This is a genomic window from Nocardioides okcheonensis, assembly GCF_020991065.1.
Lineage (GTDB): Bacteria > Actinomycetota > Actinomycetes > Propionibacteriales > Nocardioidaceae > Nocardioides > Nocardioides okcheonensis.
Window position 1 is genome coordinate 3,047,423 of sequence record NZ_CP087710.1, and the last position, 17,534, is coordinate 3,064,956.

Below are 17,534 nucleotides of genomic sequence, written 5' to 3' on the forward strand. Positions count from 1 at the left end.
CCCCATGACGGATTCTCCGGTGGACCAGCTCGCCCGGGCGCTCGACCAGGCCGCCCGCGCCCTCGACGCCGTCGGTGACGACAACGCCGACCGCCCCACCCCCTGCTCCGACTGGACGGTGCGGCAGCTCGCCGGGCACGTCGCGTCGGGCCCGGCCACGTGGGCGCGGATGGCGCGGGGCGAGGAGGTCGACTGGAGCGCGATCCCCGACGTGGCGGACGGGGAGTGGGCGTCGACCTTCAGGGCCGGCGCCGACGAGCTGCTCGCGACGATGCGCCGGCTCCCGGAGGACCAGCAGGGCGTCGTCGGCTTCCAGGTCGCCGAGTACGCCGTCCACTCCTGGGACCTCGCGCGTGGCACGGGCGCCGACCTCGCGCTCGACGACTCGCTGGCCGAGACCGGGCTGGCCGCGATGCGGGGCGGCCTGACCGACGACAGGCGCGGCGGCGCCTTCGGGGCCGAGGTGCCCGTCGCGGACGACGCCCCGGCCTACGAGCGGCTCGCCGCCTTCTCGGGGCGTACGCCGCGCGGCTGAGCCCGCCGCCGCTCACCCCGGCGGCAGCAGCGCCGCCTCGAGGGTGCTCGCCAGCCACGCCCGGTAGTGGGCGTCGCTCCAGCCGAGGTCGTCGACGAGCAGCCGGTGCTGGTCGGGGCCGGTGAGCGTCCACACGGTCGCCGCCGCGTCGTCGGGGTCGAGCCCGTCGCGCAGCGGTCCGTTGGCCAGGAGCCAGTCGACGAGGACGCGCAGGTTGGCCAGCCGGGTCTGCTGCATCTCGACACGCTGGGCGGCGAGCCCGGCGTCGACCTCCCCGGCCGAGCGGACCACGTCGTCGACGGGACGGACCCGCGCCGTCCGGCCCGCGATGTCGTCGGCGAACATCCGCAGCTGGCGGCGCTGGTCGGTCTCCGCGCGCACCGCCTGCGGCCCGTGCTGCTCGAGCACCGGAGGGCCGTCCACCTCACCGGACGCGGCGAGGTTCATCACCTCGACGACCAGCTGCCGCTTGGAGCCGAACGCCTTGTAGACCAGGTCGGCGCTCACCCCGGCGCCCGCGGCCACCGCGGCGACCGAGGTCCGGGCGTAGCCGTGCTCGAGGAAGAGGGCGTGCGCGGACCGCAGCACGGCACGCCGGTTGTCCTCGGCGCGGGCGCGGCGGCTCGAGGCGTCGTACGGGCGGGGCTTGACGGGAGGTGCCATGAGGAGTCCACTGTATTCGGTCTAGTAACACTTGATCGAATTTGGAGGCGGCATGTCGCTGGGGTACCGGATGGCCTACCGGATCGGCCTGACGCCCTGGGAGGGCGCCGCGCAGGGAGGGAGCGAGCAGCTCGTCGGGCTGCTCGACCGGGAGCAGGACGAGCGGGGCGCACCGCCGGGCCGCGCCGTCGACCTCGGGTGCGGGTCGGGCGCCCACACCGTCGAGCTGGCCCGGCGCGGGTGGGACGCGCTCGGCGTCGACGACGTGCCGCGCGCGCTCGAGCGGGCCCGGTCGCGACCGGGGGCCGACCGGGCCCGCTTCGTGCTGGGCGACGTCACCCGGCTAGACGAGGCGGGGGTGGAGCCGGGCGTCGAGCTGTTCCTCGACATCGGCTGCTTCCACGGCCTCGACGACGCCGCGCGCACGGCGTACGCCGACGGCGTGACGCGGCTGGCCTCGCCCACCGCGACCCTCCTGCTGCTCGCCTTCACCCGAGGGCGCGGGCCGCTGCCGCGCGGCGCGAGCGCCGACCAGGTCACGGGGTGCCTGGCCGGGTGGGAGCTCGTCGACCGCGAGGCCGCCGACGTCAGCGGGATGCCGGCGCCGCTGCGCTCGACGGCCCCGCAGTTCTACCGGTTGCGGCGGCGGGTGGCGGCGTAGTCCAGTGAGGGATGGCTGACGATCGGCCCCGGCGACGACCATCCCTCACTGGACTACAGCGGCGTCCGGAGGCGGCGCCAGAGCCACCGCAGCGCCATCAGGGCCGCGATCGCGCCGGCCACGCCGAGGCCGATCAGCCACGAGACGTCGCGCTCCGGCGTGGTGGCGCCGAAGTCGTGGGTGAGCTCCTGCGACGAGGTGCCGTCGAGGTCGGGGACGAGGTCGACGGCGACGCTGAGGGAGTTGGCGACGCCCGATGTCTCGACGGACCCCACGCGGCGCCGCCAGATGCTCTGGTCGTCGACCTCGGGCGTGGTCACGACGAGCTCGGCGCCCGAGCCGTCGACCGGCTGCACGAGCAGCAGCTGGATCCGGTCGTCGACCCACCCGAGCGGACGGACGACCGATTCGCCCAGGGTGCCGTCGGGGAAGGGGTGCCGCAGCACCTCGCGACTGGCGGCGTCGAGGGTGGACGACCCCCGGCCGGGGCCCGATCCCAGCGCCAGCAGGCTGCCGTCCGGGGAGAAGGCCCCGGCGGCGAGGCCCGGCGCGGCTCGCCGGATCTGCCCGACCTCTGCGTGGAGCGGGATGAGCCTCACGTCCCCCTGGACGCTGCCCACCGCGCTGGCGCCGTCGTCGGCCACAGCGATGCTGCTGGCGTTGCCGGCCAGGATCGCGCGGCTACCTTCGCCGCCGTCGACCCGGTGGACGCCGGTCCAGGCGGGAGTGTCGGCCACGGCTGAGGCCACCCACCCGACCCAGTTGCCGCCTGGGGACCAGGACAGGCCATCGATCTCGAGCGTGGTCGACCCTTCGACTATCAGTGGGGTGGTCCGACCTGACTCGAGATCAAGCACCGCCAGTCGCGTCCCGGACTCGGCACCCTGCTGGTAGGCCAGCCGACGGCCGTCGGGGGAGAGGGCAAACGCCGCGCGGTCGGGGCCGAACGAGGGCAGGTCGAGCACGTGGGGCACCCCGTCGTCGGCGGTGACGACGACCGGGTCGCCGTCCCCCGAGACGAAGGCCGCGGAGGCTCGTCCGACCGCGAGGTCCGCGGTGGGCTCGATGTCGTCCGGCGCGTCGGCGATGACCCGGGGAATCGCCCCGCCCGCCACGACCTCCGACGACGCCGTACGCGCCTCCCGTTCCGGCAGCGACCACAGCGCGGCGGCTCCGCCGACGGAGACGACCAGGACGAGCACCGCGGCCACGGCGAGAGCCTGGCCGCGACGGCGCGCGGACTGCGCGCGACCCCAGAGGTCGTCGTCGACGGGGAGCGGCACGCCTGCGTCGGCGAGCCGGTGGAGGGTGGTGCGGAGGTGCTCGGTCTGCGGCGTCATGCGTCTGCTCCGATCAGCTCGGCGAGCTCGGGCGCGAGCGTCCGCAGCCGGGCGAGGGCGTGTCGGGTCGTGGACTTCACGGTGCTGGTCGACAGCGCCAGCGCACGCGCGGTCTCGACCTCGGTGAGGTCCTCGTAGAACCGCAGCACCAGCACGGTGCGCTGCCTGGGCGTGAGCCCGGCGAGCGCCTGGTCGAGGGTCAGCCGGAGGTCCGTGTCGACGGCCGGCGCCGCGTCGTCGTGACCGCCGAGCCCGCTCTCGGCGAAGCGCCGGCGGCGCCACCAGGAGATGTTCTGGTGGTACATCGCTCGCCGGACGTAGGCCTCCGGCGAGGTGTGGATCCGCCGCCAGTGCCTCGCCGCCTGCATGAGCGCCGCCTGCACCAGGTCCTGCGCCAGGTGGTGGTCACCGGTCAGCAGGTACGCCGTGCGTGACAGCGCGGACTGCCGCGCAGCCACGAACTCGGCGAAGCCCGCCTCGTCGTCAGTGATCACCGTGGACCTCCTTCACCCCCACAGACGCAGGTGCGGCCCGGTCCGGGTGGTACGTCGCCCGGACTTTCTCGGAGACGCGCAGGCATTGGTCGCCGGGACCGACGATCTCACGCGTGGGCGGGCGCCAGCGTGGTGACGAATGCCTGCGCGTCTACGCCCGGCGCCGCAGCATCCGGACGAACGCGAGCCCGGCGAGCAGCGCGAGGACGCCGCCGGCTACCACCGGCGCCCGGTCGCGGCCGCCGTCCGCCGCGGGCGCCGCTGCGAAGTCGTGGGTGAGCTCCTGGTCGGGATCGCCGGTGAGGTCGGGGATCAGGTCGACGGCGAAGCTCGTCGCCTCGGGCGGAAGGCGGGGGAGGAACTCGCGGTAGGTCCACTCCGACTCCGGTCGGTCAGGAGAGGTGAACACGGCCAGGCGTGGCCGCTCGACACCCTCGCCGGGCGGCGGGTCGACGATCGCGACGACGTGGTCCTCGTCAGCCCAGCCGACCGGGGTGACCACGGCACCGTCGGGGTAGAGGTCGTACGGGAGCGCGCGGTCGACAGGGACACCAGTCATCCGGCCGCTCTCGCGCCCGGGGATCTGCTCGAAGGGTGCCGCGGCGACCTCGCCGTCGGAGGGAAGGGCGATCATGTCGCGGCTCGGGGACGCGATGCCTCGTGCGCCGTAGCGTCCGTGGAAGTCGTACTCCTCGGACCGGCCGGGCACGTCGATCAGCGCGGCGCGCTTCGTGCCGTCGTCACTGCGTCCCTGCCACAGCAGCAGGATCGAGTCGGCCTGCCAGGAGAGTGAGCTGACCGTGCCGCCCGCGCCCTGCTGGAACGCCCAGTCGAGCACCTCGCCGGTCCGCAGGTCGGCGATCCGGATCCGGTTGCCCTCGGGGGCCTCGTCGCCGCCGCTCCACCACGCGACGTGATAACCGTCGGGGGAGAGTGCGTACGCGTCGTTCGGGACCGAGAACCGGTGGTACGCACCGTCCTCCGCGCCGACGAGGACGAGGCCGCCGCCGTCGAGGCCGAGCGCCACCGACGCCCGGCCGATCGCGAAGTCCTCCTCGAACGCTGCGCCGGGGTCCAGGGACCTCAGGTCGACCACGCTCGGGATCGCTCCACCGTCGACCCTGCCGGCCGGCGCGACCGGCTCGCGCGTCCAGAGCGTCGCGAGCCCGCCGACGGAGGCGACGAGCACCAGCACGGCGGCGACGGCGACGACCCGACCGCGCCGGCGCGCGCGGCGTCCGCGCTCCCACGCGGCGGGGTCGGGCGAGAAGGAGTGGGTGTGGGCGAGGGCGTCGAGCTCCTCGCGCAGCTGTGTGGTCATGCGTCTGCTCCCACCAGGTCGGCGAGCTCGGGGGCCAGGACGCGCAGCCGCTGGAGGGCCTGGCGCGCCATGGACTTGACCGCGCCGCTGGAGATGCCCAGAGCGGCGGCCGTCTGGACCTCGGTGAGGTCCTCGAAGTAGCGCAGCACCAGCACGGTGCGCTGGCGCGGGGTGAGCCGGCGAAGCGCCTGCTCGAGGGTCAGTCGCAGCGTCGGGTCGGACGCCGGCACCGGCTCGTCGTGCGCCCCCAGGGGGCTCTCGGCAAACCGCCGGCGCCGCCACCACGAGATGTTCTGGTGGTACATCGTGCGCCGGACGTAGGCCTCCGGCGAGGTCTCGATGCGCTCCCAGTGCTTCGCGGCCTGCACCAGCGCGGCCTGCACCAGGTCCTCGGCGAGGTGGTGGTCACCCGTGAGCAGGTACGCGGTGCGCGCGAGCGCAGGACCGCGTGCGTGGACGAACTCGTCGAACCCGGATCGATCAGTCATCGAGACCCCCTTCACCACCTACGACGCACGGGTGCGCCGCCGCGGGGGTCAGTCGACGGAAGAAAGCTCAGCGGGCGCGGCGCGAGAGCCGCTCGAGGTCCATGATCACCACGGAGCGGGGCTCCAGGCGCAGCCAGCCGCGCGAGGCGAAGTCGGCGAGCGCCTTGTTGACCGTCTCGCGGGAGGCGCCGACGAGCTGGGCGAGCTCCTCCTGGGTGAGGTCGTGGTGGACGTGGACGCCGTCGTCGGCGGTGCGGCCGAAGCGGTCGGCGAGGTCGAGCAGCGCCTTAGCGACGCGGCCCGGCACGTCGGAGAAGACCAGGTCGGCCACGACGTCGTTGGACTTGCGCAGCCGCGAGGCGAGCTGGGAGAGCAGGCCGCGGGCGACCTGCGGGCGGCCCTCGAGCCACTTCAGCAGGTCGTCGTGGGACAGCGAGGCGAAGGAGGCGTCGGTGACGGCCGTGACGGTCGCCGAGCGCGGGCCCGGGTCGAAGAGGGAGAGCTCGCCGAACATCTGGCCGGGGCCCATGATCGCGAGCAGGTTCTCGCGGCCGTCGGAGGAGGAGCGGCCGAGCTTCACCTTGCCCTCGGTGACGATGTAGAGGCGGTCGCCGGAGTCGCCCTCGTGGAACAGCACGTCGCCGCGACGCAGCGTCGTCTCCGCCATGGAACCGCCCAGGGCGGTGGCCGCCTCGTCGTCGAGCGAGCTGAACAGCGGTGCCTGCCTGAGCACGTCGTTGTCCACGTCAGTCCTCCAAGTCGGTGCGTCCCGTGCCACGTCCGGTGCGGGCTCGCTGCACGGGCCCTCGGGATCGGGCACGATCCTAGCCGTGGTGCGTGTCACAAGTGCGAATGCACCCACCCGTGCGGGTCCTGCGCCGAGGCCGGGCGTGTCGGACCCGGACCGTAGGCTGGGCGCGTGCCTGCCGCGACCGAGCCCGTCAAGCCCGACACGTCCCTCGTGCGCAGGGCCCGCAAGATGGATCGGATCCTGGCCGCGACCTATCCCGACGCGAAGGCCGAGCTCGACTTCACCAACGCCTTCGAGTGCCTCGTCGTCACCGTCATCTCCGCGCAGACCACCGACCGCCGGGTCAACGCCGCCAGCCCCGCGCTGTTCGCGGCCTACCCGACGCCCGAGGCGATGGCCGCGGCCCCACGCGAGCACCTCGAGCAGCTGCTCGGCCCGCTGGGGTTCTTCCGGCAGAAGACCGACTCGGTGCTGCGGCTCAGCCAGGCGCTGGTCGACGACTTCGACGGACAGGTCCCCGGGCGCCTCGACGACCTGGTGAAGCTCCCGGGCGTCGGCCGCAAGACCGCCAACGTGGTCCTCGGCAACGCGTTCGGCTTGCCCGGCATCACCGTCGACACCCACTTCGGCCGCCTCGCGCGCCGCTTCGGCTGGACCGAGGAGACCGACCCGGTCAAGGTCGAGCACGCCGTCGGCGCGCTGTTCCCCAGGCGCGACTGGACGATGCTCTCGCACCACCTCATCTGGCACGGCCGGCGCCGCTGCCACGCGAAGAAGCCGGCCTGCGGCGCCTGCCCGCTCGCCCGCCTGTGCCCGGCGTTCGGCGCCGGTCCGACCGACCCGGTCGAGGCCGAGAAGCTGGTCACCACCCAGGGGCCGGCATGAGGAAGGCGCTCCTCGCGGTCCTCGCGGCCGCCGTCCTCACCGCCTGCAGCGGGCAGGACGGCATCGACGTACGCCCCCCGGACGTGGAGGTCGACACCCCGGCGCTGCGCCAGGTCAAGGAGCGCATCGGGATGGACGACTGCGTCCCGGGCCGGGGCGCGGCGGTGGCCGACGGCCTGCCCGACGTGACGCTGCCGTGCCTCGGCGGCGGCCCCGACGTCGACCTGTCGTCGCTGCGCGGGCCGATGCTGATCAACCTGTGGCAGTTCAACTGCGGGCCGTGCCGCAAGGAGATGCCGGCGCTCGAGCGGTTCCACCAGCAGTACGGCGACCAGGTGGCCGTGCTCGGCATCGACTTCAACGACGTCCACCCCGAGGGTGCCCTCGCCCTCGCCGAGGAGACCGGTGCGACCTATCCGTCGCTGGCGGACCCGGGTGGTGAGCTGATGGGCGAGGAGACCTTCGCGATCGCGCGCCGCGGGCTGCCGGCCTTCGTGCTCGTCGACGCCGACGGCACCGTCGTCGGCCAGAGCTCGGGTGGGGTCGACTCGGTCGACGAGGTCAAGGAGCTCGTCGCCGACCAGCTCGGGATCACCCTGTGAGCCCGCTCCCCACCTGGCTCGCCCCCGTGGTCGAGGCCGCCTCCACGATCACCGCCGGCGAGCTCACCCGCTTCGTGCCGCCACCCGGCAGCGACGCACGCCGCGGCGCCGTGCTGATGGTCTTCGCCGACCGCGACGACGACCCGAGCGCCCCGGACGACCTCGCGCACCGCGGCGAGCTGCTGCTCACCGAGCGGGCCCACCACATGCGCTCGCACCCCGGGCAGGTCTCGTTCCCGGGCGGCTCGCTCGACGCGGGGGAGACGCCCCGCGAGGCGGCGCTGCGCGAGGCGCTGGAGGAGATCGGCCTCCAGCCGGCCGAGGTGGAGGTCTTCGGCGAGCTGCCCGAGCTGTGGCTGCCGCCCAGCAACTTCGCTGTCACCCCGGTCCTCGGCTACTGGCGCGACCCCGGCGAGGTGCGGATCGAGAGCCCCGACGAGGTCCACGCGATCCACCGCGTCGCGATCGCCGACCTGCTCGACCCGGAGCACCGGGTCAACGTGCGCCACCCGAGCGGATGGGTCGGTCCCGGCTTCCTGATCGGCCCGGACAAGGACGTCATCCTGTGGGGCTTCACCGCCGGCATCGTCGCGCGGCTCTTCGGCTACCTCGGCTGGACCGAGGCGTGGGACGAGGCCCGGGTGCGTGACCTGCCGGACCACATGCTGCAAGGTGTCCCCAGGACAGCCGACCTGGCGACCGACACCAAGCTCGAGGAGCAGTGATGAACGTCCTCGACTGGTGCCTCGTGGCGCTCGTGGGGATCTACGCGCTGTCCGGCTACTGGCAGGGCTTCATCACCGGCGCCTTCGCCACCGCCGGCCTCCTCCTCGGCGGCCTCGCCGGCATCTGGGCCGCGCCCCTCGCGCTCGGCGACGCAGCGCCGTCGCTCTGGGTTTCGCTCGGCGCCCTGTTCATCGTCATCATCTGCGCCTCGCTCGGCCAGGCGGTGCTCCAGTTCGCCGGCTCGCGGATCCGCGACCGGATCACCTGGCAGCCGGTGCGCGCCCTCGACGCCGTCGGCGGCTCGGCGCTGAGCGCGGTCGCGGTCCTGCTCGTCGCCTGGGCGCTCGGCGTCGCCGTCTCCGGCACCCGGATCGGGGCGATCACCCCGCTCGTGCGCGACTCGACGCTCCTCGCGAAGGTCGACCAGACCCTGCCCGGCGACGCCGACCAGGTCCTCCAGGCCTTCAACAACGTCGTCGGCACCACCTTCTTCCCGCGCTACCTCGAGCCCTTCGCCCCCGAGCGGATCGTCGCGGTCGACCCCGGCGACCCGCGGATGCTGACCGACCCCGACGTGGTGGCGGCCCAGCCGAGCGTGCTGAAGGTGCGCGGCGCCAACGGCTGTGGCAGCGGGGTCGAGGGCACCGGCTTCCTCTACGCGACCGGCCGGCTGATGACCAACGCCCACGTCGTCGCGGGCGTCACCCGCCCCGAGGTCGAGATCGGCGGCTCGACGGTCGTGGCCAGCGTCGTCCTCTACGACCCCGACCTCGACATCGCGGTCCTGTCCGTGCCGTCCGCGGCGGTCGTGCCGCTGAAGTTCGACACCGAGGCGCAGCCGCTCGACGACATCGCCGTCGTCGGCTACCCGCAGGACGGCCCCTACGACGTGCGCTCCGGCCGGATCCGGTCCCAGCAGCGGCTGCGCTCGCCCGACATCTACGGCCAGGGCACGGTCATCCGCCAGGTCTACTCGCTGCGGGCGCTGATCCGTCCCGGCAACTCGGGTGGCCCGGTGCTGACGTCGGCCGGCGACGTCGCCGGGATGGTGTTCGCGGCGTCGGTGAGCGACCGCGACACCGGCTACGCGCTGACCGCGAGCCAGGTCGCGGAGTCGGCCGCGGAGGGCCTGACCCGGCAGTCGCCGGTCGACACCGGCACCTGCGTGAGCTGAGGGGCGTACGGCCCCTGGGTCAGGCCTTGCCCTTGAGCGCCTGCGGGATCTGCTTGCCCTGCTCGATCGCGCGCTCGGGCGCCTTGACCTGCTTGACCTGCTTGACGCCGACCAGCGCGAGCAGCGCGGCGAGCAGGACGTAGAGGCCGAACACGATCAGGAAGGCCCAGTGCAGGCCGAGGCCGGCCCAGTGGATGAAGTAGGCGATCGAGACCGACAGCATGATCACCGCGAGCAGCCCGAGGAACGCCGCCCCGGCGAACAGCCCGATGCCGACGCCGCCGTGCTTGACGCTGACCTTGATCTCGGACTTGGCGAGCTGGATCTCCTTGGAGATGAGCGTCGAGATGTCGCGCTGGGCGTCCATGACGAGCTTGCCGAGGGTCGGGTCGCCATCGCCGATCGGGCCGGGCTTGGTCGGTGCGTGGGACATGGAGGGAGGTCCTTCGTCGTGGTCGCCGGCTGACGGTGTGACCCTACCAACGCGACCGACTAGACTGGCCCCTCAGGTGAGCCGGGAAGTCTGGTCGGCCCGCGGCGGACGCTGCGGAGAGATCGCCCCGACCACCCCGAAAGGTGGCCCCCGCATGGCCTCCCGCCCCTCGAACCCGCACGACGACCCGAGCATCAGCGACGAGCTGTGGGAGACCGGGCCCTCGTACCTCGAGAGCAACAAGCCCCTGGCCCGCCTGGTCGCGCGACCGGTGCGCGAGTTCCTCCGGGTCGAGGCGGCCGGCTCGCTGCTCCTGCTGCTGGCCGCGGCGGTCGCGCTGGTGTGGGCCAACAGCCCGTGGGCGTCGTCGTACGACTCCCTGTGGCACACCCACCTGGTCCTCGACGTCGGCCCGCTGCACCTCGACGAGTCGCTCCAGCACTGGGTCAACGACGCGCTGATGGTGATCTTCTTCTTCGTCGTCGGGCTCGAGATCAAGTACGAGCTGGTCAACGGCGACCTGCGCGACCCGAAGACCGCCGCCCTGCCGATCGTGGCCGCGATCGGCGGCATGGTCGTGCCCGCCGGCATCTACCTCGCGCTCAACCCGCCGGGCAGCGACGGCGTGGACGGCTGGGGCATCCCGATGGCGACCGACATCGCGTTCGCGGTCGGCGTGCTCGGTGTCCTCGGGCGACGGATCCCGTCCTCGGCCCGGCTGTTCCTGCTGACGCTGGCGATCGTCGACGACATCGGCGCGATCCTGGTGATCGCGGTCTTCTACACCGCCGACCTGTCGCTGGGCTGGCTGGCGATCGCGATCGGGCTGCTGGCGGCCATGGTCGTGGCCCGGCTGCTGCGCGTGTGGACCATCGTGGTCTACGCGATCCTCGGCATCGGTGTGTGGTTCGCCCTGCTCGAGTCGGGCGTGCACGCGACGCTCGCCGGCGTCGCGATCGGTCTGCTCGCCCCGGCGACGCCGCTGCTGCGTGAGGAGATCGCCCGCGGCCACGCCCGCGAGGCGCTGCGCGACAACGTCCTCGACCCCGACGAGCTGGCCCGGCTGCGCTTCCTGCTGAAGGAGTCGGTGTCGGTGGTGGAGCGGCTGATCAGCACGCTGCACCCGGTCTCGGCGTACGTCGTGCTGCCCGTGTTCGCGCTCGCGAACGCCGGTGTGGAGCTGGGTGCGATCGGCAAGGTCTTCACCGAGCCGGTGGGCATCGGCATCATCCTCGGGCTGGTCGTGGGCAAGCCCGTCGGCATCTTCGTGAGCTCCTACCTCGCGGTGCGCCTCGGCCTGGCGAGGATGCCCGCCGACACGACGTGGCCGATGGTGCTCGGCCTCGGTGCCGTGGCGGGCATCGGCTTCACGGTCTCGATCTTCATCGCGGGCCTGTCGTTCCCCGGAGCCGACCTGCTGACCGAGGAGGCGAAGATCGCGATCCTGCTGGCCTCGCTGCTGGCCGCGGTGGTCGGCGTCGCGCTGCTGCTGGCCTCGACCCGCGGCCGGGACGTCGAGGAGGCGGACGAGCGCGCCGCGGAGGCCGTCACCCGGTGAGCACCCCTTGGGGTGCGGGGTAGAAAGGCCGCATGGCCCTCATCACCAGCTCCGGCTTCGCCCACGTCCGCCTGACCGTCACCGACATCGCCCGGTCGAAGGAGTTCTACGACCGGTTGTTCGGCTGGCCGACCGCAGTCGACAGCTCCGACCGCGTCGACGAGCCCGGCGTGCGCGAGTCGGCCGAGGCGTTCTTCGGCGGCACCGTCTACCAGACGCCGCAGGGCACCCTCTTCGGCCTGCGCCCGGTCGGGAGCACCGGCTTCGACGCCGACACCACCGGCCTCGACCACGTGAGCTTCGCCGTCGACTCCCGCGCCGACCTCGAGGCCGCCCGCGAGGCGCTCGCCGGTGCGGGGATCGAGCACGGTGAGGTCATCGACCTCGAGGACGCCGGCATCGCGATCCTGTCGTTCCAGGACCCCGACGACATCAACGTCGAGCTCACCGCGCCGCTCGGCTGAGGCTCACCCCGCCGACGGGAGCAGCACGCGGAAGCGGCAGCCGGTCGACGACGTCGGCACGGCGTCGGCGCCGACGTTGTCGACCGTGACCTCGCCGTGGTGGGCCTCGACGATGCCCTTGACGATCGCCAGCCCGAGGCCCGCCCGCGAGGTGTGCACGTCCTGCAGGGGGTTGTCGGGCGTACGCGCGGCGCTGCCGCGGTAGCCCACCTCGAACAGCCGCTCGCGCTCGGTGTCGGGGATGCCGCCGCAGCCGTCGGTGACGGCGAGCTCGACGCCGCCCTCGACGGGTCGCGCCGCCACGTGCACGGTGCCGTCGGAGGGCGTGTGGCGGATGCCGTTGACGATCAGGTTGGCGAGCACGCGGGTGAGCCCGGCGGGGTCGGCCTCGACCTGCAGGCCGTGCGGGACCTCGCCGCCGAGGGTGACCTGGCGCGCCCGCGCCACGGGCTCGGCGGCCGCGAGGGCCTCGCTCACCAGGTCGCCGACCACGATCGGCTGGCGGGCCACGACCAGCTGGCCGGCGTGGATGCGGGAGAGCTCGAAGAGGTCGTCGACCATCTGGACCATCCGGTCGACCTCCCCGCGGATCTGGCGGTGGTAGCGCGCGGGGTCCGTCGCGATCGAGTCCTCGAGCGCCTCGGCCATGACCCGGATCCCCGCCAGCGGGGTGCGCAGGTCGTGCGACACCCACGAGACGAGCTCGCGGCGCGACTCCTCGAGCCGCTGCTCGCGACCGCGCGCCTCGGCCAGCCGCTCGTGGGCGAGGGCCAGCTCGTCGGCGAGGCCCTGGAACTCGGTCGGCCAGCGCCGGCCGCCGACGACGGGGTCGCCGTCACCGACCCGGCGCACGTCCTCACGCAGCGACCGGGACCAGCGGACCAGGGCACCCGAGAGCGCCACGGCCACCACGAGGGAGACCAGCGCGGCGGCGGTCGTCACGATCAGCGCCACCGAGCGGTCGTGGTCGGAGATCAGCATCCGCCTCGAGATCGCCTGCACGCCCACCAGGATCGTGAGGGTGGTGGCCACGGCGATGATCGCCAGCTGCCACCGCAGCGAGCGGTGGCGCAGCCACCACCCCGCGAGCAGGCCCAGCAGGCCGACGGTGACGCCGCTGCCGGCGGCCACGAGCCAGATCTCGGTGAGGTCGCTCATGCCTGCGGCTCCCAGCGGTAGCCGACGCCCCAGACGGTGAGGAGCCGGGTCGGGGTGGTCGGGTCGGCCTCGACCTTCTCGCGCAGGCGCCGCACGTGGACGGTGACCGTCGACTGGTCGCCGAAGGACCAGCCCCACACCTGCTGCAGCAGGTCGTCGCGCGAGAAGGCGATGCCGGGCCGCGCGGCGAGGAAGGCCAGCAGGTCGAACTCGCGGCCGGTGAGCTGCGCCTCGCGGCCCGCGAGCGTCACCCGGCGCCGGTCGCGGTCGACGACCAGGTCGCCGTCGACGGTCACGGACGGCACGCCGACCTCGGCGCCGCCGGACGAGCGGCGCAGGATGGAGTCGACCCGCAGGACCAGCTCGCGGGGGCTGAAGGGCTTGGTGACGTAGTCGTCGGCGCCGATCTCGAGCCCGACCACGCGGTCCTGCTCCTCGCCCAGCGCCGTCAGCAGCACCACCGGGACGTCGGAGTGCCGTCGTACGCGACGACACACCTCGAGGCCGTCGATCCCGGGCATCATCACGTCGAGCACGAGCAGGTCGGGTGCGGCGCTCCGGACCGCCTCCAGGGCGCCCGCCCCGTCGACCGCCTCGTGGACGTCGTGGCCGGCGTTGCGGAGGTAGCCGACGACCACCTCGCGCACGGTGGCGTCGTCGTCGACCACCAGGACCTTCGCCATCCGCCTCACCCCTCGCCGCGGGCGCGGCGGGCCCGGACGAGCCCGGTGACCGCCACCGTGAGGACCACGATGGCACTGACGACCCACCAGGTGGCGACGTAGGGCCGGTCCAGCAGCGTCGGGTTGTCGGCCCGTACGCCGCCGCCGACCAGGACCGGGACGGCGACCACGCTGAGAGCGCCCCACACGACCAGCGCGATCGCCGCCGGCGCCCGCCACGGTGCCGGCAGCAGCCGGGAGCCGAGCAGGCAGGCCCCGATGACCAGCCCGGAGAGCAGCACGTCGTGCGCCACCACCCCGGCGCCGAGCCACAGGGCGACCTCGAACCACTGGCCCGGCTCCTGCCGGGTCAGCAGCAGGAGGAGTCCGTAGAGCCCGAGAGCGGCGCCCGCGGCACCGAGGAGCAGCCGGGTCCTCATGCGCCCACCTCCAGGCGGGAGAGCCACTTGGTCTGCAGCACGCCGGGCCGGTTCGGCGCGATCAGGCGGCACGGGAAGCCGTGGTCGAGGGCGAGCGGCTCGCCGGCCAGGTCGAGGGCCAGCAGGGTGCGCTCGTCGTCGGCGAAGCCGGCCGGCAGCGTCGTGCGCCGGAAGGCGCCCGCCTGCTGCAGCGAGGTGACGGCGACGTCGCTCCCGGCCGCCGCCCCGGCCCCGCGCAGGACGTCGGCGAGCCTGACGCCGGACCACGTGCCCTGGGCGCTCCAGCCCTCGACGCAGGCGATCGGCAGGTCGACGGTGTGCTGCGGCATCCTCCGCAGGTCGTCGAGCGACAGCGCCGTCGCGACCGCGCCGTCGACGACGACCTCGAGCCGCCAGTCGGCGGACGTGGCCGACTCCTCGACCCCGGCGGCGCGGGCCGACTTGTTGATCGGCACCCCGCCGGGGCCCTCGCCGGTGCGGGTGGCGAACACCGAGACCCGACGCAGCCACGGCACGGTGCCACCGGCCGTGGCGAGGACGGCGACGCCGGCCGCGGCGAACGTCGTCCGGACCAGCGCGCGCCGGGACAGGGGGCCGGCGACGGTCGCGGCCGGCCGGTCGTGGCTCGTGTCGTCGATGTCGTGCGCCAGCACGTCGCGCACCACCGGCAGCTTCACCGCGACGTGGACCAGCAGCGCGCCGATCGCGACCCAGGCGAGGGCGTAGTGGGTGGTGCGGAAGGAGAAGGACGTCCACGGGTACCACTGCGCCGCGTTGAGCACGCCGGTGGCCAGCTGAAAGACCGACGCGGCCACCAGGACCGCGATCGACCCGCGCTCGAGCACGGTCAGCAGCAACCGCCGCGGGTCGCCCAGCGGCGGCGCCTCGAAGAGCCGCGGCAGCACCGACCACAGCTTGACGAGGAGCAGCGGGATCGCCGCGACGCCGGTGGTGACGTGGAGGCCCTGGGTGAGGCGGTAGCCCCAGCTCGGGCTCGTCGGGAAGGGGATCGGGTGCGTGGGCAGCTGGGCGTAGTGGCTGACCAGCCCGGTCAGGAAGCAGATCCCGAACGACACCCCCAGCCACAGCCCGACGCGGGCGGCGACCGCGGGGCTGCGCAGGCGCGAGGTGAACGAGTCGGGGGTCGGCGGCCGCAGCCGCGTCGTCACCACGACGACCCGCTCGACGGGCCGGGGCAGGCGCCGGCCAGCACGGCGGCGTACCGGTCGCCGAGCCGGTGCACGGCGTGCACCCCCAGGCCGGCCGCGGCGGCGGTGCCCGGGAGGTCGTCCACGCCGAGCGTCGCCCAGCGGAAGGGCCGGCTGCGACGTCCGGCGGTCTCGAGCGAGGCCCAGCCCTGGGCCAGCCGCACGCCCGGGCCCCCGACCTCGACGACGACGCGACCGCCGGGGGCGAGCAGGCGCCGCACCCGGCGCAGCAGCGCGACCGGGTCGCCCCCGATGCCGATGTTGCCGTCGGCGAGCAGCGCGGTGGCCCAGCGGCCCTCACCGGGCACCCGGTCGAACACGTCGCGCCGGACCGCGGCGACCCCGCGCTCGCGGGTCATCGCCACCGCGGCGTCGACCACGTCGATCCCCAGGGCCAGGTGGCCGGCCAGCGCGAGCGCCTCGGTCATCCGGCCTGGACCGCAGCCGACGTCGATGGTGGGGCCCACGCACAGCTCGACGAGGGTGCGGTCGTGCTGGTCGGCCGGGCGCCGCCACAGGTCGACCGGCAGCGTCGTCGGCTCCTCGCCGTGGCGCACGACCACGGTGGGCGCTCCGTGCAGGGCGCTGGCGAACACCGCGCTGAAGGACTGGTCGATCATGCGTCACCTCCGGGACGGACCCCGCGCCACGCGCGGGCGAATCGGGTGTGCGGGGCGAGCCCCGCGACGAGGTCGGCGTCCTCGACGGTGTCGACGTCGGTCATCGCCGCGGCGTGGGCGACCCGGCAGCCGGCGAGCTCGAGCGCGCTGCGGGTGTGGGCGAAGGTGTCGGCGGTGGACATCTCCACCTGCGCGACGTGGCGCACGACGTCGGGGTCGCGGCGGGCGAGCGCCCACCAGCCGCCGTCCTCGGCCGGCGCGAGCACCGCGTCGTGGTCGGTGAGCCCGTCGGCGACCGCGGCCAGCGCCGCCGCGGTGACGTGCGGGGTGTCCATGCCGATCTGGACGACGGGTCCGGGACCGGCGTCGGCGTGGGCCCGGACCAGCCGCTCGGCGAAGCCGTCGCCGCGCTGGGGGCTCACGGTCCAGCCGTCGAGCGCGGCCGTGATGGCCCCGCCCCGGACGGCGTCGCGCAGGTCGCCGGCGAGGCTGAGGTGCCCCTCGGCGCCCGCCGCACGGCACGCCTCGATCGTGTCGAGCAGCGCCGCAGCGGCGAGCGACGCGGCCGGCTCGGCGCCGATCACCGTGCCGAGGCGGGTCTTGACCTGGCCGGCGACGGGCGCCTTCGCGACGAGCAGCACCTTCATCGCAGGACCCGGGCGAAGTCGCGCGTCGCGCGCAGCGTGCCGCGCACCGAGCCGGACACCTTGGAGCGGGTGCCAGCGGCGCGCGGGTGGTAGTCGACGTCGTGCTCGGAGACGCGCCACCCGCGGTGGGTGACGGCCTGCAGCAGCTCGACGGGGTAGCCGAACCGGCGGTCGCGGAGGTCGAGGCCGAGCAGCGCCTCGCGGCCGCACACGCGCATCGGCGCGATGTCGTGGGCGTCCATGCCGATGCGCCGCCGCAGCCACGCCGCGACCAGGGCGTTGCCGAGGCGCGCGTGCCAGGGCCACACCCCGCGCCGGACCGGTCGCCGCCGGCCGACCGCGATGTCGACCGACCCCGACGCCACCTCGGCCAGCATCGGCAGCAGCTGACCGGGGTCGAAGGAGCCGTCGCCGTCCATCACCGCGACGAAGTCGGCGGACGCGGCCTCGACCCCGGCGTGGACCGCGGCGCCGTAGCCCGGCGCCGGCTCGGTGACCACGCGGGCCCCGAGGGACCGCGCGACGGAGGCGGTGTCGTCGCGCGAGCCGTTGTCGACGACGATGACGGAGAAGGTCGACGGCACCCGCGGGAGGAGGTCCCGCAGGGCGGGGGCCTCGTCGCGGCAGGGGAGCACGAGATCACAGGTGGGCACGTCGTCGACGCTAGTGACGGACGGCCCCGAAACCGACGGGTTCGCTCCTTA

22 protein-coding genes are annotated in these 17,534 nt (G+C 74.2%); 8 read left to right on the top strand and 14 right to left on the bottom strand.

Annotated elements, in window-relative coordinates; translation table 11 throughout:
• The first annotated feature begins 4 nt into the window (after window positions 1-4).
• On the top strand, window positions 5-535 hold the full coding sequence (locus tag LN652_RS14840) for a TIGR03086 family metal-binding protein (protein WP_230441383.1): 531 nt from the start codon (window positions 5-7) through the stop codon (window positions 533-535).
• A gap of 12 nt (window positions 536-547) precedes the next feature.
• Here the strand turns inward: LN652_RS14840 and LN652_RS14845 are convergent, their stop codons facing one another.
• Complete coding sequence (locus LN652_RS14845; protein WP_230441384.1) at window positions 548-1,198, bottom strand: TetR/AcrR family transcriptional regulator; 651 nt, start codon at window positions 1,196-1,198, stop codon at window positions 548-550.
• Window positions 1,199-1,250: 52 nt separating this feature from the next.
• On the opposite strand from LN652_RS14845, the gene LN652_RS14850 reads away from it, so the two are divergent.
• A complete protein-coding gene (locus LN652_RS14850; protein WP_230441385.1) occupies window positions 1,251-1,859 on the top strand; it encodes a class I SAM-dependent methyltransferase in 609 nt (202 codons plus the stop codon).
• Window positions 1,860-1,912: 53 nt separating this feature from the next.
• Here LN652_RS14850 and LN652_RS14855 read toward each other — a convergent pair whose 3' ends face one another.
• The 5 genes from LN652_RS14855 to LN652_RS14875 all read right to left on the bottom strand — a co-directional run bounded on the left by LN652_RS14855 (window position 1,913) and on the right by LN652_RS14875 (window position 6,247).
• Entirely contained in the window at window positions 1,913-3,199 is a 1,287-nt protein-coding gene (locus LN652_RS14855) for a WD40 repeat domain-containing protein (RefSeq protein ID WP_230441386.1), read from the bottom strand.
• A complete protein-coding gene (locus LN652_RS14860) occupies window positions 3,196-3,693 on the bottom strand; it encodes a SigE family RNA polymerase sigma factor (RefSeq protein ID WP_230441387.1) in 498 nt (165 codons plus the stop codon). The genes LN652_RS14855 and LN652_RS14860 overlap by 4 nt, the downstream gene beginning before the upstream one ends.
• 151 nt (window positions 3,694-3,844) lie before the next feature.
• Window positions 3,845-5,014 carry a hypothetical protein gene (locus LN652_RS14865; RefSeq protein WP_230441388.1) on the bottom strand — a complete coding sequence of 390 codons (1,170 nt, stop codon included), beginning with the start codon at window positions 5,012-5,014 and terminating at the stop codon, window positions 3,845-3,847.
• The gene (locus tag LN652_RS14870) at window positions 5,011-5,502 is read right to left on the bottom strand and encodes a SigE family RNA polymerase sigma factor (RefSeq protein ID WP_230441389.1); all 492 of its coding nucleotides are present in this window, start codon (window positions 5,500-5,502) and stop codon (window positions 5,011-5,013) included. The genes LN652_RS14865 and LN652_RS14870 overlap by 4 nt, the downstream gene beginning before the upstream one ends.
• Before the next feature lie 67 nt (window positions 5,503-5,569).
• Window positions 5,570-6,247 (bottom strand): Crp/Fnr family transcriptional regulator, encoded by a 678-nt coding sequence (locus LN652_RS14875; RefSeq protein ID WP_211733895.1) that lies wholly within the window; start codon window positions 6,245-6,247, stop codon window positions 5,570-5,572.
• A 234-nt stretch (window positions 6,248-6,481) separates the two neighbouring features.
• Here LN652_RS14875 and nth point away from each other — a divergent pair, with 234 nt between their 5' ends.
• Genes nth through LN652_RS14895 form a run of 4 tightly spaced genes read left to right on the top strand, consistent with a single transcriptional unit; the run spans window position 6,482 to window position 9,640 of the window.
• Window positions 6,482-7,138: an endonuclease III gene (gene nth, locus LN652_RS14880; RefSeq protein ID WP_230444754.1), complete on the top strand. Its 657-nt coding sequence runs from the start codon at window positions 6,482-6,484 to the stop codon at window positions 7,136-7,138.
• Window positions 7,135-7,740: a TlpA family protein disulfide reductase gene (locus LN652_RS14885; RefSeq protein ID WP_230441390.1), complete on the top strand. Its 606-nt coding sequence runs from the start codon at window positions 7,135-7,137 to the stop codon at window positions 7,738-7,740. Before nth ends, LN652_RS14885 begins: the two co-directional genes overlap by 4 nt.
• Window positions 7,737-8,465: an NUDIX hydrolase gene (locus LN652_RS14890; RefSeq protein ID WP_230441391.1), complete on the top strand. Its 729-nt coding sequence runs from the start codon at window positions 7,737-7,739 to the stop codon at window positions 8,463-8,465. Before LN652_RS14885 ends, LN652_RS14890 begins: the two co-directional genes overlap by 4 nt.
• The gene (locus LN652_RS14895) at window positions 8,465-9,640 is read left to right on the top strand and encodes a MarP family serine protease (RefSeq protein WP_230441392.1); all 1,176 of its coding nucleotides are present in this window, start codon (window positions 8,465-8,467) and stop codon (window positions 9,638-9,640) included. Before LN652_RS14890 ends, LN652_RS14895 begins: the two co-directional genes overlap by 1 nt.
• Window positions 9,641-9,659: 19 nt before the next feature.
• Here the strand turns inward: LN652_RS14895 and LN652_RS14900 are convergent, their stop codons facing one another.
• Window positions 9,660-10,073: a phage holin family protein gene (locus tag LN652_RS14900; protein WP_230441393.1), complete on the bottom strand. Its 414-nt coding sequence runs from the start codon at window positions 10,071-10,073 to the stop codon at window positions 9,660-9,662.
• A gap of 154 nt (window positions 10,074-10,227) precedes the next feature.
• Here LN652_RS14900 and nhaA point away from each other — a divergent pair, with 154 nt between their 5' ends.
• Window positions 10,228-11,631, top strand: a complete 1,404-nt coding sequence (gene nhaA / locus LN652_RS14905; RefSeq protein WP_230441394.1) for a Na+/H+ antiporter NhaA — start codon at window positions 10,228-10,230, stop codon at window positions 11,629-11,631.
• Window positions 11,632-11,663: 32 nt separating this feature from the next.
• On the top strand, window positions 11,664-12,095 hold the full coding sequence (locus LN652_RS14910) for a VOC family protein (protein WP_230441395.1): 432 nt from the start codon (window positions 11,664-11,666) through the stop codon (window positions 12,093-12,095).
• A gap of 3 nt (window positions 12,096-12,098) precedes the next feature.
• On the opposite strand, the gene LN652_RS14915 is transcribed toward LN652_RS14910, so the two are convergent.
• The 7 genes from LN652_RS14915 to LN652_RS14945 are packed head-to-tail and all read right to left on the bottom strand — an operon-like array spanning window position 12,099 to window position 17,483.
• On the bottom strand, window positions 12,099-13,253 hold the full coding sequence (locus LN652_RS14915; RefSeq protein ID WP_230441396.1) for a sensor histidine kinase: 1,155 nt from the start codon (window positions 13,251-13,253) through the stop codon (window positions 12,099-12,101).
• On the bottom strand, window positions 13,250-13,936 hold the full coding sequence (locus LN652_RS14920) for a response regulator transcription factor (RefSeq protein WP_230441397.1): 687 nt from the start codon (window positions 13,934-13,936) through the stop codon (window positions 13,250-13,252). The genes LN652_RS14915 and LN652_RS14920 overlap by 4 nt, the downstream gene beginning before the upstream one ends.
• 5 nt (window positions 13,937-13,941) lie before the next feature.
• A complete protein-coding gene (locus tag LN652_RS14925; protein ID WP_230441398.1) occupies window positions 13,942-14,355 on the bottom strand; it encodes a phosphoethanolamine transferase CptA in 414 nt (137 codons plus the stop codon).
• The gene (locus LN652_RS14930) at window positions 14,352-15,527 is read right to left on the bottom strand and encodes a molybdopterin-dependent oxidoreductase (protein ID WP_230441399.1); all 1,176 of its coding nucleotides are present in this window, start codon (window positions 15,525-15,527) and stop codon (window positions 14,352-14,354) included. Before LN652_RS14930 ends, LN652_RS14925 begins: the two co-directional genes overlap by 4 nt.
• The gene (locus LN652_RS14935; protein ID WP_230441400.1) at window positions 15,521-16,183 is read right to left on the bottom strand and encodes a methyltransferase domain-containing protein; all 663 of its coding nucleotides are present in this window, start codon (window positions 16,181-16,183) and stop codon (window positions 15,521-15,523) included. The genes LN652_RS14930 and LN652_RS14935 overlap by 7 nt, the downstream gene beginning before the upstream one ends.
• A complete protein-coding gene (locus LN652_RS14940; RefSeq protein ID WP_230441401.1) occupies window positions 16,180-16,830 on the bottom strand; it encodes a TIGR04282 family arsenosugar biosynthesis glycosyltransferase in 651 nt (216 codons plus the stop codon). Before LN652_RS14940 ends, LN652_RS14935 begins: the two co-directional genes overlap by 4 nt.
• Window positions 16,827-17,483, bottom strand: a complete 657-nt coding sequence (locus tag LN652_RS14945) for a glycosyltransferase family 2 protein (RefSeq protein ID WP_230441402.1) — start codon at window positions 17,481-17,483, stop codon at window positions 16,827-16,829. Before LN652_RS14945 ends, LN652_RS14940 begins: the two co-directional genes overlap by 4 nt.
• Between the last annotated feature and the right edge of the window lie 51 nt (window positions 17,484-17,534).